The sequence below is a fragment of the Streptomyces sp. 15-116A genome, from assembly GCF_025290915.1.
Lineage (GTDB): Bacteria > Actinomycetota > Actinomycetes > Streptomycetales > Streptomycetaceae > Streptomyces.
The window spans coordinates 1-13,197 of sequence record NZ_JAOCQE010000177.1; the positions used below are offsets into that span (position 1 = coordinate 1).

Sequence of the window (13,197 nt, forward strand, 5' to 3'; positions counted from 1 at the left end):
GACCGGGACAGCCAGCGTCCGCTCGGCGCGCGCAGCCCGCCGTCGCCCTGCCAGGCGGACAGGGCGCGAATGGGGTCGCCGAGCCCGATGACGTCGAGCCCGCGCAGCGCGTTCGGGGCCAGGGAGATGGCCGCGCCGACCGGTTCCAGCGAACCGGCGCGCTCCAGGACCGTCACCTTCACCCCGCGCAGGTGCAGGGCGGCCGCCGCGGTGAGCCCTCCGATGCCTCCGCCGATCACGACGGCCCGCTTCACGTCTGCCATGACGCCTCCTCGCGACAGCCGCACTACATCTGTAGTGCCGGTACGTCTCGACTGTACTACAGCCGTAGTGCGCCGGGTAGGTTGACCACCATGTCCGTACGCACCGCCGGCGCCGCCCGCGCCGATCTCGTCGCCGATGCCGCTCTCGCCCTGCTCGCCGAGCGCGGGATGCGCGGGCTCACCCACCGGGCGGTCGACGAGGCGGCCGGACTCCCCCAGGGCTCCACCTCCAACCTCGCCCGCACCCGTCAGGCCCTGCTGGAACTGGCCGTACGCCGGCTCGCCGACCGGGAGGCCCGGGTGCTCGCGCTGCACGAGATGCCGGACCCGGCGGCCGGAACGGATTCGCTGGTGGACGCCCTCGCACTGGCCACCCACCGCGCCCTGACCCGCAACCGCGACCTCACCCTGGCCCGCTACGAACTCGCCCTGGAGGCAACCCGCCGCCCGGAGCTGCGCGCCCACTTCGACGCGGCCGGCGCCCGCTTCCGCGACCAGCTCACCGCGCTCGTCACGGCACTGGGATCCACGGCCCCGGAGCGGCACGCGCTGACGCTGATCGCCTGGGCGGACGGGCTGATGTTCTCGTGCGTGGCCGGGTCGTTCAGCGCCCGGGTGCCGGACCTGGCGGCGGTGCGGGAGAGTCTGCGCGAGGTGCTGGACGGGATGATCATTGGCTGAAAACACCTGGTGGCGCGGCGTACGACTGAGCGAGGATGCCCAGATGACGACGACCGAGCGCCGCGAACCCGCCAACAACGCCGACGAACGCACCATGCTGGAGGGCTGGCTGGACTACCACCGCAGCACCCTCGCCTGGAAGTGCGAGGGCCTGACCGACGCGCAGCTGCGCACCGCGTCGGTGCCGCCGTCCGAGCTGTCCCTGCTGGGGCTGGTGCGGCACATGGCGGAGGTGGAGCGGGGCTGGTTCCGCAGCGTGCTGCTGGGCGAGGACCCGGGCCCGATCTACTGCAGCGACGCGGATCCGGACGGCGAGTTCCACCTCACCGAGGCGGACACCTGGCAGGAGGCGTACGCGACCTGGCAGGAGGAGATCGACATCGCGCGGCGCAACGCGGCGGGCTTCGCGCTGGACGACCTGTCCAAGGGCCGCAGCAGGCAGTCGGGCGAGCCGTTCAGCCTGCGCTGGATCTACACCCACATGATCGAGGAGTACGCGCGTCACAACGGCCACGCCGACCTGGTCCGCGAGCAGCTCGACGGCGCCACCGGCGACTGATCGTCACCCCGGCGGTGCGCGCGGCCCCCGTACGGGGCGGGAGATCACCCGTGCGGGGCATCCTGTGCCTGTCCGCCGTTCACCGGGCGGCCGGAGCCAGCAGAGTGGCGCGGGTGCATCGAACGACGACCGCAGCAACGCTTCTGGTGACGGTGGCCGTGTCGGCCCTGACGGGCTGTGTGACGGTTCAGCGTCCGCTCGCGCCCGGCCCGCCGCCGGCTCCGTCCCAGCCGCCGGTCCCCCGCCCGGACGGGCAGGCCGAGACACAGATCGTGCAGGCGCCGGCGCGCGAGGCCCTGGAGATGGTCGACCCGTCCCGGCCCACGGAGACGCCGGCGGCGTCCCCCTCACACCGCGCCACCCCCACGGCACCCGCACCGCAGGACACGCCACGGCCCGGCGACCGCGGCAGCCGGCCCCGTCCCACCACCCCCGACCGCACGGGGACTCCTCGTCGCCCGCCCGTGGACCTCTCCGCAGTCCCGGACTCCGTCCGCCGCGACCTGCGTAGCACGCCGGACGTCTGCGGCCTGGGCAGGCGGTACGGCGGCTGGCGCGCGGACAGCCCGGAGGCGACCATCTGCAAGGACGCGTACGGAAGATGACCGACCTGGTGCCTTACGGACCTTGCCTGGGCGGTCCGGTGGGCTCATCTCCCTCGCCGAGCCGGCTCTCCAGGCGCCGGATCGCGCTGCGCACGCCCTCGCCGTAGGTGTCGTCGGCGAGGGTGCCGGCCGCTCCCCGGGCGCGGTGGAGGTGGGTGCGGGCGGCGTCGGGGCGGCCGAGGCGGGCGTAGTCGGCGGCGAGGTTGAGGTGCAGGGAGGGGTAGAGCGCGCGGACGGCGGGGGCTCCCTCGTATCCGGCCGTGCGGTCACCGGCGACCTCCTCGGCCGCCGTCAGGGCCCGCAGGTCCCAGGCCAGTTCGACCTCGGGGTCGTCCTGGGTGTCGGCCAGGTAGTGGGCCAGGGTGCAGCGGTGCAGCGGGTCGCCGTGCTCACCGATCTCCGCCCACAGACCGAGCAGCCGGTGCCGGGCCTCCTCCCGGTCCCCGGCATGGTGCAACATCACCACCGGCCCGATCCGCGCCCACACGGCATCCGGCACCGCCTGCCCCGGTCGCTCGCCCACGGCACCCTCCGCACTCCTGGCCCAGCCCCCACGCCGAACGCTAACCGCCCCCGACCCGAATAGGGCCCAGGTCACCCCGCGACACCCGGCAACGCCGAACGAGGCTGCACATGACGGAGAGGCCGTGCCGACACACCGGCTCACGTCACAGAGGGCCGGGGCGAGACGCCAAGGGCAACCCGACAGGACCATCGAGCGCGGCTGAGGCATGAAGGCGCCCGCCGTCGGAGAGCCACCGTCTCCAGGCGATGCGGCGGCACACGCCTGAGCGGACCACGGGCGCATGAGGAGGCCGGGCGCTCACCCGGCCCCGGCGATGGGCGCCCCGGGTGCGGGAGCAGCCTGGGTCCGGAGCGCAGCCCCGGGTGTCGGGAGCGGCTCGGATCCAAAGCGCGGCCCGAATCCGGAGCACGGCCCGGGTCCGGAACCCTCCCCAGGGACAGAAGGCGCCCCCGGCAGGCAGGGCGGGCCGGAAGTCGGCGGGACCGGGACGGCCGGCCCGCCGACGGCTACGACAGCGCCCGGATACCCTGGAGACAGCCCGGGTCCACCGCGCCACCGGGTACAGAGCGTGGCACGGGCCCGGGCCCGGAGCGCGGCGCGGGCCGAAGCGCAGCCCGAAGCCGCGGGTCCCGAAGGCAGTACGAGTAGGGGCGGCAGCCCGGGTGCGGAAGCGGCTCGGGTCCGGAAAGCGCCCCGAGCACGGGAACGCCCCGGTCCGGGATGCAACCCGGGCCTGGAGCGCAGCCCGGGTATACAAGCCGCCCAAGTCCGGAAGCAGCCCGGGCGCGGGCCGCGGCACCGCACCGGGGATCGGAATCAGCCCAGGTTCGGGATGGTCCAGTCGATCGGGGTGTGGCCCTGGGCCGCCACCGCCTCGTTGATCTGCGTGAAGGGGCGGGAGCCGAAGAACTTCTTCGCCGACAGGGGTGAGGGATGGGCGCCCTTGACCACCGCGTGCCGGGTCTCGTCGATCAGCGGCAGCTTCTTCTGCGCGTAGTTGCCCCACAGCACGAAGACCGCCGGGTCGGGCCGGGAGGCCACCGCGCGGATCACCGCGTCGGTGAACCTCTCCCAGCCGCGCCCCTTGTGCGAGTTGGCCTCGCCCGCGCGCACCGTGAGCACCGCGTTGAGCAGCAGCACGCCCTGCTCGGCCCAGGGCATCAGATAGCCGTTGTCCGGGATCGGCGTGCCCAGCTCGGCGTGCATCTCCTTGTAGATGTTCCGCAGCGACGGCGGGATCCTCACCCCCGGCCGGACCGAGAAGCACAGGCCGTGCCCCTGGCCCTCGCCGTGGTACGGGTCCTGTCCGAGGATCAGGACCTTCACCTTGTCGTACGGCGTGGCGTCCAGCGCCGCGAAGACCTCCTCGCGGGGCGGGTAGACGGGACCCCTCGCCCGCTCCTCCTCGACGAACTCGGTCAGCTCCTTGAAGTAGGGCTGCTGCAGCTCGTCACCCAGAACCCCACGCCAGGACTCGGGCAGCATGGCGATGTCGGTCACGTCAACGTCCTCACGATCGCGGTCACTTCCAGGATCTTCCTGGAATTGAGAACCTACCGGTGACCACTGACAACGGGGTCACCGATGCCCGTGAGGACCGCCCCGCCCGACTCCTACCAGCTGGTCTTCCGCGACAGCTCCCACACCATCATGATCGTCGACGGATCCAGCGCCCGCTCCGCGCCCGAGACGTCCCGGCTGGCCGCCACGTACTGCCGGCCCTGCCACAGCGGCAGCAGCCGCGCGTCGTCGACGAGGATCTGCTGGGCCTCCTCGAAGTCCTTCACCACGTTCCCGCGGTCGCTCTCCCTGCGGGACCGGGGCAGCAGCACATCGGTGATCTCGGTGGCCTCGTACGGCGTGCCGAGCGCGTTCTGCTTGCCGACGAACGGGGCGATGAAGTTGTCCGCGTCGGGGAAGTCGGGGAACCAGCCACGCCCGAACACCGGGTACTCACCCTTCTGGTAGCCCTCGACATAGGTCTTCCAGGGACGGCTCTTGAGCGTGATGTCGAACAGCTTGGAGGCCTCCAGCTGGCGCTCCAGCTCCTTGAACTCCAGCGCGGTCTCGGAGCCGTAGCGGTCCGTGGTGTACCAGAGGGTCAGCGGCACCGGCCCGTTGATGCCCGCGTCGGTGAGGATCTTCCGGGCCTTGGGGACGCTGGGGTCGCCGAAGTCGTCGAAGAAGCCGGTGGTGTGGCCGGTGAGGCCCTTGGGGACCATGGAGTACAGCGGGTCGACGGTGTCCTTGTAGACCTTGTGCGCGATCGCCCCGCGGTCCACGAGCTGCGCGATGGCCTGGCGTACGGCCTTCTTGCCGGCCCACGGGTCCTTCGGGTTGAACACCAGGTAGTTGATGTCGGTCCCGGTGCCGTCGACGAGCTGGATCTCCTCCTCCTTGGAGGTCTTGCCCTGGAGGTCCACCACGTCGCTCGCGGCGAGTCCGCGGTAGGTGAGGTCGATCTCCTTGTCGCGCAGCGCCTTGACCATGGCGCCGGAGTCCTGGAAGTAGCGGATCGTCACCGCGCTGTTCTTCCGCTCGGCGAATCCCTTGTACTGGTCGTTGCGGACGAGTTCGGCCTGCTTGCCCTCCTCGTAGGAGTCGAGGGTGTACGGGCCGGAGCCGACGACGCTCGTGTCCTTGCGCAGGGCGTCGGCCGGGTAGGCGTCCGGGTCGACGATCGACATGGCGGGCGTGGCCAGCACGAACGGGAAGGTGGCGTCGGGCTTGTTGAGATAGAAGACCACCTCACGGTCGCTCGGCGCCTGCACCCGCTCCAGGCTGCCGAGCAGACCCGCCGGGCCTCCGCTGACGTTGATCTCGCGGATCCGGTCGATCGAGTGCTTGACCGCCTTGGCGTCCAGTGCCCCGCCGTCCGAGAACTTCAGGTCCTCGCGCAGTTCGCAGCGGTAGACCTGGTTGGAGGCGTCGGAGAACTCGCAGCTCTTGGCGGCGTCCGGCTGGGGCGTGGTCGCGCCGACCGGGTAACTCAGCAGCGTCTGATAGATGTTGCGGAACAGTTCCCAGGAACCGTCCCAGGAGGCGGCAGGATCCAGCGTGCTGGGGGAGCTGGTCGTACCCACGACGATCGGCCCCTCGTCGTCCGGACTGTCGGACGACAGGACGCCGCAGCCGGCGACCAGGGACGATATGGACGCGATGGCCGCCACCCGCCGCAGGCATCGGTTCCGGTTGAACACGCGCACGCTCCTCGATCTGCCATACCAAGGGTCGGCAGACCATACCGCAGTGTTCCGCCTGGTGGCCCTACTCCGTACGGTCCTTGAGACGGGAGGTCCGATGACTACGTTGTCAACGCCTCTGTCCGGCCCGGATACGCCGACACGGGCGCCGTTTTCGTCAACGGGCGCCCGTGCCGGGATCGTCGTGCGTCAGCACATGGGGTGTCGCTCGCCTCAGGCGACACCGGCGTTCAGGAAGATGCCGCCGTCGACCACGAGGGTCTGACCGGTGACCCAGTCCGACTGCTCCGAGGTCAGGAAGGCCGCGGCGCCGCCGATGTCGGAGGGCACGCCGAGCCGGCCCAGCGGGTAGGCCGCCGCCGCCTCCGCCTCGCGGCCCTCGTAGAGCGCCTGGGCGAACTTGGTCTTCACCACGGCCGGGGCGATCGCGTTGACCCGCACCTTGGGCGCGAACTCGTGCGCGAGCTGGATGGTCAGGTTGATCAGCGCGGCCTTGCTGACGCCGTACGCGCCGATGAACGGCGAGGGCGCGAGGCCCGCGACGGAGGCGATGTTGACGATCGCGCCGCCGTTGTCCTTCTGCCAGGCGTGCCAGGTGCGCTGGGCGAAGCCGAGCGCCGAGACCACGTTGGTCTCGAACACCTTGCGGGCCACGTTGAGGTCGAGGTCGGCGATCGGCCCGAACACCGGGTTGGTCCCGGCGTTGTTGACCAGGAAGTCGACCCGGCCGAAGGCTTCCATGGTGCGCTCGACGGCGGCGGCCTGGTGGGCCTCGTCGTGCGCCTTGCCGACGGCGTAGATCGCGCGGTCGGCGCCGAGCTGTTCGACGGCCTCCTTGAGGGCGTCCTCGTTGCGGCCGGTGATGCAGACGCGGTCGCCGCGCGCGACGAGCGCCTCGGCGACGCCGTAGCCGATGCCCCGGCTGGCGCCGGTGACCAGGGCGACCTTGCCCGAGAGTTCCACTGCAGTCATGTCCTGTGTCCCCAGTCGTCCCTAGTCGAGCGGTCCGCCGGCGACGTACAGCACCTGGCCGGAGACGAAGCCGGCCTCCTCGCCGGTGAAGAAGGCGATCGCGTTCGCGATGTCCTCGGGCTCGCCGACGCGGTTCACCGGGATCTGGGTGGCGGCGGCGGCCTTGAAGTCCTCGAAGCCCATGCCGACGCGCTCCGCGGTGGCCTTGGTCATCTCGGTGGCGATGAAGCCGGGGGCGACGGCGTTGGCGGTGACGCCGAACTTGCCGAGCTCCTTGGCGAGGGTCTTGGTGAAGCCCTGCAGACCGGCCTTGGCGGCCGAGTAGTTGACCTGGCCGCGGTTGCCGAGCGCGGAGGAGGACGACAGGTTGACGATCCGGCCGAAGCCCGCGTCGACCATGTGCTTCTGGCAGGCCTTCGACATCAGGAAGGCACCGCGCAGGTGCACGTTCATGACGGTGTCCCAGTCGGAGACGCTCATCTTGAACAGCAGGTTGTCCCGCAGCACGCCCGCGTTGTTGACCAGGATGGTGGGGGCGCCGAGCTCCTCGACGATCCGCGCGACGGCGGCCTCGACCTGCGCCTCGTCGGAGACGTCGCAGCCGACCGCGATGGCCTTGCCACCGGCGGCGGTGATCTTCTCGACGGTGTCCTTGCACGCGGCCTCGTCGAGGTCGAGCACGGCGACCGCGCGACCCTCGGCGGCCAGTCGTACGGCGGTGGCGGCGCCGATGCCGCGCGCGGCGCCGGTGACGACCGCGACCCGCTGCTCAGTGGTGGACATTGCTGCTTCTCCTCGCCCTTGGGATGCGGCTCCTGCGGTCGCGCCCGGTTCGGTGAGCGACCGCTTAGTACCTTCAGCAGACGTGACGCTAGAAGCCCTGGCACCCGGTGTCAACGGCACACCGTACGTGTGTGATCCATTCCCCGTGCGGCTCAGCCTCAGCCGGGCCGCACCCGCGTGGCGGTGACACGACGCTCCGAACGCTCCCGGCACTCGATCGGCCTACGGCTGCGCGCCCCGGCGCCGGGGCGCCCCTAGCGTCGAAGCGCGAGCCATTCGTGGCCGGAAAGCCATTCGAAGGAGGCGCGTCATGCGTCGTCGCACCGGTGCCCTGGGCACGCTGTTCGCGCTCGCCGCGATCGTGCCTCTGGCCGGGACAGCTCACGCCCAGGACCTCGACTGCGGTGACTTCCGCTGGCAGGAGGACGCCCAGCTGCTGTTCGAGGCGGACCGCAGTGATCCGCACCGCCTGGACGAGGACGCGGGCCCCGACGACGGCATCGCCTGCGAGGCACTCCCCCGGCGCGAGGTCGGCGAGCGCGACACGTCCTCCACGAGCCGCCCCCGGCCCGAGACACCGACGCCCGCTCCGACCACCATCGCGCCCAGTTCGGCGGCGCCCGGCAGCCCGACGCCGACCGGATCGCCCACGCCCACCCCCACCCGCACCCTGAGCCCGGTCACCCCGACCACGGCGTCCGCGGCCCCCACCAGCGCACCCGTCGTGCCCCCGACGTCGGCCTCGCCCTCGCCGCCGCGCGGTGTCGAGGGCGGCGTGGGCGGCGCGTCCCGCACGGGGCCGAGCGACTGGGAGGTGGCGATCGGCGCGGCGTTCGTGGTGAGCGCGGCCGTGGCGGGCGGTTACCTCGTCAGGCGCCGGCGTTCCTGACCCCTCTCACCGGTCTCTCACCGCACCAGCACGTCCAGCAGCCGCTCCGTCTCCGCCGCCGGATCGGCGGTGAGCCCGGTGTGCACCGGTCCGGGCTGGACGATGGTGGAGCGGGGCGCGATCAGCCAGCGGAAGCGCCGGCCGGCGTCGTCCTGCCCCGCCTGACCTGCCCCGTCGCCGCCCGCGCACACACCCTCGACGGCACGTAGCGCGGCCCGCACCCCCTCCAGGTCCACCTCCGGGTCGAGGGCCAGCAGCCGGGCCTCGTCGAGATGCGTGCGGGCGGCGACGAACCCGAGGGGACGGCAGTAGACGAGCACCCCGGCGTTGACGCACTCGCCGCGTTCGACGCGCGGGACCACGCGCAGCACGGCGTACTCGTAGACATGACGGTCGCTCATCGGTCTCCCCCGAGTCCCTGGATGTGCTGGTGGACGGTCGCCGCGCGGGCGAGCAGCGGCCGGGCGTAGGCCGCTCGCAGATCGTCCGGGGTGTCGAAGCCGGGCTCCCCGGTCAGCCAGGCGTCGGGGATCTCGGCGGTGACCTCGGCGAGCAGGTCCTCGGTGACCAGGGGGGCGAGCTGTGCGGCGGCGGACGCCACGTCCGGGGCGAAGGGCCGCAGCGCGTGGTCGGCGGCGTCGTAGGGGCGGGCCGCGGAGGCGGTGGCGCCGGGCCAGTTGTGGTGCCAGATCATCGTCGCGCCGTGGTCGACGAGCCACAGCTCGCGGTGCCAGCGCAGCAGGTTGGGGTTGCGCCAGGACCGGTCCACGTTGCCCACCAGGGCGTCGAACCAGACGATCCGCCCGGCCTCCTCCGGGCTCACCTCGAAGGCCAGCGAGTCGAAGCCGAGCGCTCCGGAGAGGAAGTCCATGCCGAGGTTGGTGCCGCCGCTGGACTTCAGCAGGTGCTGCACCTCCTGGTCGGGTTCGCCGAGCCCGAGCACGGGGTCGACCTCGACGGTCACCAGTCGCGGCACCCGGAACCCGAGCCGGCGGGCGAGCTCCGCGCAGACCACCTCGGCGACGAGCGTCTTGCGGCCCTGTCCCGCGCCGGTGAACTTCAGGACGTAGGTGCCGAGGTCGTCGGCCTCGATCAGTCCCGGCAGCGAGCCGCCCTCTCGCAGCGGAGCGATGTAGCGGGTCGCGATGACTTCCTTGAGCATCGCCCCAGGTTACTGGCGCGTCCGCGGGGAGCTGACCGCGAGACGACGGGGGCCTTCGCTCCCCCCGCTTCGCCTCCAGACCGAGCACCTCGATGACACACACGATTCGGCCGGCAGCGGGTACTCGGGTCCCGCTACTGCTGGTACGAGTGCTCAGTGCGAGGCCGCGGAGAAGGGATCGCTGCTCCATGGTCGGTGACATCGGCGACGAGCTCCGGGCGAGGCGCCAGGGAGAGAGCGGACATCGGACGGTTCCGCACACCGCGGACACGCGTGTGCAGGCCTGGGGCACCACGCGGGAGCGCTGTCTCGCCGAGGCCGTCCGCGGGATGGTCGAGGCGTTCGCCGACGTGTCGGAGGCACATCCCAGCGGCGTGGAACGGGTGCGTCTCGGGCCCGGTGGTGACGAGGAGCTGCTGACCGCGCTCCTGGACGAGGTGATCTACCGAGTGGAGGTGGCCGGCCGGATCCCGGTCGAGGTGGAGGTCGAGCCGTCCGGCGGCGGTCTCGAGGTGCGTCTGTCTCTCGCCGATCTCACCCAGGCGACGGTCACCGGCGCCGCCCCCAAGGGGGTCTCCTGGCAGGGCCTGCGCTTGGGCCCCGACCCGTACGGATGGTCCTGCTCGGTGATCGTGGACGTGTGACGGCGTCCCGCCTCATCCCTTCACCACCCCGAGCGGCACCAGACGGGCCACCCTCCGGCACAGCCCCGCGCCCTCGCTCGCCGCCACCACGGCGTCGACGTCCTTGTACGCCTCCGGGGTCTCCTCCGTCAGGCCGCGCCAGGACTTCGGGCGGGCGGCGATCCCGGCCCGGCGCAGGCGCGCTTTCAGCTCCGCGCCGGTGACGCTGCGTGCGGCCTGGTGGCGGCTCATCGTGCGGCCGGCCCCGTGGCAGGTGGAGTGGAAGGCGTCGCCTCCGGCCACACCGGCCAGCACGTACGACGCCGTCCCGAGCGTGCCGGGGATCAGCACCGGCTGCCCGAACTCCCTTATGTCCTCGGGTAGTTCAGGATGCCCCGGCGGGAAGGCGCGGGTGGCGCCCTTGCGGTGCACGCACAGCCGCCGCCGCTCGCCGTCCACCGCATGGGTCTCGATCTTGGCGAGGTTGTGGGAGACGTCGTACACCAGCGACAGCCGGGCGCCGGCGGAGCGCTGGAACACCGCGCGTGCGGCGTCGGACAGCAGCTGGCGGTTCGCCCGCCCGTAGTTGGCGGCCGCGGCCATCGCACCGAGATAGTCCCGCCCCTCGGGCGAGTCGACCGGCGTACAGGCGAGCTGCCGGTCGGGCACCGAGATGCCGTAGCGGGCCATGGCGCGGTCCATGAGCCGTACGTGGTCCGAGCAGATCTGGTGTCCGAGGCCGCGGGACCCGCAGTGCATCATCACGCAGACCTGGTCCGCCCGGATGCCGAACACGGCCGCCGCGGCACCGTCGTACACCTCGGTGACCTGCTGGACCTCCAGGAAGTGGTTGGCCGAGCCCAGGCTGCCCACCTGGCCGAGGCCCCGCTCCCGGGCCCGCTGCCCGACCTGCGTGACATCCGCGTCGGCCACCGCGCCCCCGTCCTCGCAGCGCAGCAGGTCCCGTTCCTCGCCGTGGCCGCGTTCCACGGCGTAGCACGAGCCACCGGCCAGCAGCCGCTCCAGTTCGCCCGGCCCGTCCGGGCGCCAGACGCCGCCGGGACCGGCGCCCCGGGGAATCGCCCGGTCCAGGCCGTCCATCACAGCGGTGAGTGCGGGCCGGAACGTGTCGCCGTCACAGTCGGCGGCCAGCAGGCGCACCCCGCAGGAGATGTCGAAGCCGACCCCGCCCGGCGAGACGACCCCGCCCGCGTCGATGTCGGTGGCGGCCACGCCGCCGATGGGGAACCCGTACCCCCAGTGGATGTCCGGCATGGCGTAGGAGGCGGCGACGATGCCGGGCAGCGTGGCCACGTGGGCGACCTGCTCCAGGGACTGCTCGGCGTCCGCGATCAGGTCCCGGGAGGCGAACACGACCCCGGGCACCCGCATGCCGTCGTGCGGCTCGATGCGGTAGCGGAAGGCACGTTCCTCGACCAGCTCCATCGCGGCCTCCGTGTCGGGCCCCTGGTCGGCGGCCCTCTCAGCCGGAGCTTCCGCCGGGGATGGCGAGTTCGCGTCCGCGGTAGAAGCCCTCTCGCTCCTCCAGGACGTACGGGGCCATCGCGGCCCGCCGCTGGGTCTCCGGTTCGGAGGACCGCCAGGACGCGCAGGCCTCCTCGGAGTCCCAGAACGACACCCCGGTGATCTCCTGCCCGTCCTCGGACCAGTAGGCGAAGGCCCGGTGCATCCCCTGCGGCTGGGTCGCAGGCCGCCACGCCTCCTCGAATTCCTCCAGTGCGCCCGGCCGGATGCGGCGCGTGGTCACCCAGACAAAGTGCTCCTGCATCGCGGTCTCCTCCGCTACGGCGGCTCGGCTCGTCGGCACCCCCTTCGACCACCGTAGATCCGCGGCACCGATCACGCCTGCGCGGAGGACGACGGCGGCCACCCGAGGGCACGTGGGCGCCTCCCTCAGCAGGTCCTGAACGGCGCGGGCCCGTCGGCCGTACCTCTGAGCAGATCACGCATCCTCTCCGGAAGGAACTCACCGGCATGACCAGCGCATCGCTTCAGCCCGCATCGGGACCGGCGCGTCGAACCGTCGTGGCGGCGGCCGGGGCGGCGGGTCTCGCCGTCGCGCTGACCGCGTGTTCCGGCTCGGACGACGGCGGCTCGACCTCCGTGGACACCGGCGCCGGAGCGCAGGACGACGGACAGCAGGGCAGCGGGGGTTCGGGCGGGGGCGACGACGCCGCGGGCGGTGCCGCGCTGGCCTCCACCGCGGACATCCCGGAGGGCGGCGGCAAGGTGTTCGCCGACCAGAAGGTGGTGGTGACCCAGCCGACCGCGGGCGAGTTCAAGGCGTTCTCGGCGACCTGCACGCATCAGGGCTGCGCGGTGAAGAGCGTCGCCGACGGGGTCATCAACTGCCCCTGTCACAACAGCAACTTCTCGATCGCCGACGGCAGCGTGCAGAGCGGGCCCGCCAAGAAGCCGCTGCCCGCCATGGAGATCACCGTCAGCGGGGACTCCATCACGCTCGCGTGAGCCGTCAGCGCCGGACCGTACGGCGCTGTCGGCCCAGGTGGGCCAGCACCTCGTCACTGGTCGCGAGGGTGGCGACCAGGGCGAGGGTGTGGCGGATCAGGGCGCGGGTGTAGTCGGCGGGCACGCCCGCGACGGCGTCCGTGGGGACGACCACGGTGTAGCCGCGGTTCACCGCGTCGAACACGGCGTTGGGCACGGCCACGTTCGCCGAGACGCCGGTGACGATCAACGTGCGGCACCCGAGGTTGCGCAGCAGCGCGTCGACGCCGGTGCCCTGGATCGGCGACAGCCCGTGCAGCCGGCGTACGACGAGATCCTCGTCGGCGACCTCGATCGGCGCGGCCACGCGGACGGCGTCGCTGCCGGTCAGCTGCCGGACGGGGAGCCGTTCGGCGGCCCGGAACAGCGGGGCGTTGCGGCCCGCGCCCCGGCCGTCGGGGC

At 72.4% G+C, this 13,197-nt stretch carries 17 protein-coding genes; 6 read left to right on the top strand and 11 right to left on the bottom strand.

The annotated features are described in order from the left end of the window. Positions 1 to 263: NAD(P)-binding protein (locus N4P33_RS24065; protein ID WP_260828800.1), on the bottom strand; the 263-nt coding region annotated here is incomplete at its 3' end. 90 nt (positions 264 to 353) lie between these two features. Here N4P33_RS24065 and N4P33_RS24070 point away from each other — a divergent pair. The 3 genes from N4P33_RS24070 to N4P33_RS24080 all read left to right on the top strand — a co-directional run bounded on the left by N4P33_RS24070 (position 354) and on the right by N4P33_RS24080 (position 2,108). Beyond that, on the top strand, positions 354 to 944 hold the full coding sequence (locus N4P33_RS24070) for a TetR/AcrR family transcriptional regulator (RefSeq protein WP_260828801.1): 591 nt from the start codon (positions 354 to 356) through the stop codon (positions 942 to 944). A gap of 43 nt (positions 945 to 987) precedes the next feature. Beyond that, positions 988 to 1,503, top strand: a complete 516-nt coding sequence (locus tag N4P33_RS24075; protein ID WP_260828802.1) for a DinB family protein — start codon at positions 988 to 990, stop codon at positions 1,501 to 1,503. A gap of 113 nt (positions 1,504 to 1,616) precedes the next feature. After that, entirely contained in the window at positions 1,617 to 2,108 is a 492-nt protein-coding gene (locus N4P33_RS24080) for a hypothetical protein (RefSeq protein WP_313904580.1), read from the top strand. A 13-nt stretch (positions 2,109 to 2,121) separates the two neighbouring features. On the opposite strand, the gene N4P33_RS24085 is transcribed toward N4P33_RS24080, so the two are convergent. From N4P33_RS24085 to fabG, 5 genes are all read right to left on the bottom strand, one after another. Continuing rightward, the gene (locus tag N4P33_RS24085) at positions 2,122 to 2,631 is read right to left on the bottom strand and encodes a hypothetical protein (protein ID WP_260828803.1); all 510 of its coding nucleotides are present in this window, start codon (positions 2,629 to 2,631) and stop codon (positions 2,122 to 2,124) included. Positions 2,632 to 3,450: 819 nt separating this feature from the next. Next, entirely contained in the window at positions 3,451 to 4,134 is a 684-nt protein-coding gene (gene ung / locus N4P33_RS24090; RefSeq protein ID WP_260828804.1) for a uracil-DNA glycosylase, read from the bottom strand. A gap of 113 nt (positions 4,135 to 4,247) precedes the next feature. Further along, the gene (locus N4P33_RS24095; protein WP_260828805.1) at positions 4,248 to 5,834 is read right to left on the bottom strand and encodes an ABC transporter substrate-binding protein; all 1,587 of its coding nucleotides are present in this window, start codon (positions 5,832 to 5,834) and stop codon (positions 4,248 to 4,250) included. A 216-nt stretch (positions 5,835 to 6,050) separates the two neighbouring features. Next, positions 6,051 to 6,809: an SDR family oxidoreductase gene (locus tag N4P33_RS24100; protein ID WP_260828806.1), complete on the bottom strand. Its 759-nt coding sequence runs from the start codon at positions 6,807 to 6,809 to the stop codon at positions 6,051 to 6,053. Positions 6,810 to 6,830: 21 nt separating this feature from the next. Then, positions 6,831 to 7,592, bottom strand: coding sequence for a 3-oxoacyl-ACP reductase FabG (gene fabG, locus N4P33_RS24105; RefSeq protein WP_260828807.1), 762 nt, complete (start codon positions 7,590 to 7,592; stop codon positions 6,831 to 6,833). 310 nt (positions 7,593 to 7,902) lie between these two features. Here fabG and N4P33_RS24110 point away from each other — a divergent pair, with 310 nt between their 5' ends. Next, the gene (locus N4P33_RS24110; protein ID WP_260828808.1) at positions 7,903 to 8,481 is read left to right on the top strand and encodes an excalibur calcium-binding protein; all 579 of its coding nucleotides are present in this window, start codon (positions 7,903 to 7,905) and stop codon (positions 8,479 to 8,481) included. A 17-nt stretch (positions 8,482 to 8,498) separates the two neighbouring features. On the opposite strand, the gene N4P33_RS24115 is transcribed toward N4P33_RS24110, so the two are convergent. Together N4P33_RS24115 and N4P33_RS24120 are read right to left on the bottom strand one after the other, a co-directional pair. Further along, on the bottom strand, positions 8,499 to 8,882 hold the full coding sequence (locus tag N4P33_RS24115) for a DUF3037 domain-containing protein (RefSeq protein ID WP_260828809.1): 384 nt from the start codon (positions 8,880 to 8,882) through the stop codon (positions 8,499 to 8,501). After that, a complete protein-coding gene (locus N4P33_RS24120; protein ID WP_260828810.1) occupies positions 8,879 to 9,643 on the bottom strand; it encodes a HipA family kinase in 765 nt (254 codons plus the stop codon). Before N4P33_RS24120 ends, N4P33_RS24115 begins: the two co-directional genes overlap by 4 nt. A gap of 188 nt (positions 9,644 to 9,831) precedes the next feature. Between N4P33_RS24120 and N4P33_RS24125 the strand changes: the two genes are divergently transcribed. Further along, positions 9,832 to 10,287, top strand: coding sequence for an archease (locus N4P33_RS24125; protein WP_260828811.1), 456 nt, complete (start codon positions 9,832 to 9,834; stop codon positions 10,285 to 10,287). 12 nt (positions 10,288 to 10,299) lie between these two features. Here the strand turns inward: N4P33_RS24125 and N4P33_RS24130 are convergent, their stop codons facing one another. Together N4P33_RS24130 and N4P33_RS24135 are read right to left on the bottom strand one after the other, a co-directional pair. Then, complete coding sequence (locus tag N4P33_RS24130) at positions 10,300 to 11,712, bottom strand: RtcB family protein (protein ID WP_260828812.1); 1,413 nt, start codon at positions 11,710 to 11,712, stop codon at positions 10,300 to 10,302. 37 nt (positions 11,713 to 11,749) lie between these two features. Then, a complete protein-coding gene (locus N4P33_RS24135) occupies positions 11,750 to 12,055 on the bottom strand; it encodes an antibiotic biosynthesis monooxygenase (protein WP_260828813.1) in 306 nt (101 codons plus the stop codon). A gap of 206 nt (positions 12,056 to 12,261) precedes the next feature. Here N4P33_RS24135 and N4P33_RS24140 point away from each other — a divergent pair, with 206 nt between their 5' ends. After that, positions 12,262 to 12,756, top strand: a complete 495-nt coding sequence (locus tag N4P33_RS24140) for a Rieske (2Fe-2S) protein (RefSeq protein ID WP_260828814.1) — start codon at positions 12,262 to 12,264, stop codon at positions 12,754 to 12,756. A gap of 4 nt (positions 12,757 to 12,760) precedes the next feature. Here N4P33_RS24140 and N4P33_RS24145 read toward each other — a convergent pair. Beyond that, positions 12,761 to 13,197 (bottom strand): cysteine hydrolase family protein (locus N4P33_RS24145; protein WP_260828816.1); only part of this gene is annotated, 437 nt, incomplete at its 5' end.

Excerpts from the sequence above, each read along its gene's own strand:
- N4P33_RS24070 (WP_260828801.1), top strand. The coding sequence starts at position 354 with ATGTCCGTACGCACCGCCGGCGCCGCCCGCGCCGATCTCGTCGCCGAT.
- N4P33_RS24075 (WP_260828802.1), top strand. The coding sequence starts at position 988 with ATGACGACGACCGAGCGCCGCGAACCCGCCAACAACGCCGACGAACGC.
- N4P33_RS24100 (WP_260828806.1), bottom strand. The coding sequence starts at position 6,809 with ATGACTGCAGTGGAACTCTCGGGCAAGGTCGCCCTGGTCACCGGCGCC.
- fabG (WP_260828807.1), bottom strand. The coding sequence starts at position 7,592 with ATGTCCACCACTGAGCAGCGGGTCGCGGTCGTCACCGGCGCCGCGCGC.
- N4P33_RS24110 (WP_260828808.1), top strand. The coding sequence starts at position 7,903 with ATGCGTCGTCGCACCGGTGCCCTGGGCACGCTGTTCGCGCTCGCCGCG.
- N4P33_RS24115 (WP_260828809.1), bottom strand. The coding sequence starts at position 8,882 with ATGAGCGACCGTCATGTCTACGAGTACGCCGTGCTGCGCGTGGTCCCG.
- N4P33_RS24120 (WP_260828810.1), bottom strand. The coding sequence starts at position 9,643 with ATGCTCAAGGAAGTCATCGCGACCCGCTACATCGCTCCGCTGCGAGAG.
- N4P33_RS24125 (WP_260828811.1), top strand. The coding sequence starts at position 9,832 with ATGGTCGGTGACATCGGCGACGAGCTCCGGGCGAGGCGCCAGGGAGAG.
- N4P33_RS24130 (WP_260828812.1), bottom strand. The coding sequence starts at position 11,712 with ATGGAGCTGGTCGAGGAACGTGCCTTCCGCTACCGCATCGAGCCGCAC.
- N4P33_RS24135 (WP_260828813.1), bottom strand. The coding sequence starts at position 12,055 with ATGCAGGAGCACTTTGTCTGGGTGACCACGCGCCGCATCCGGCCGGGC.
- N4P33_RS24140 (WP_260828814.1), top strand. The coding sequence starts at position 12,262 with ATGACCAGCGCATCGCTTCAGCCCGCATCGGGACCGGCGCGTCGAACC.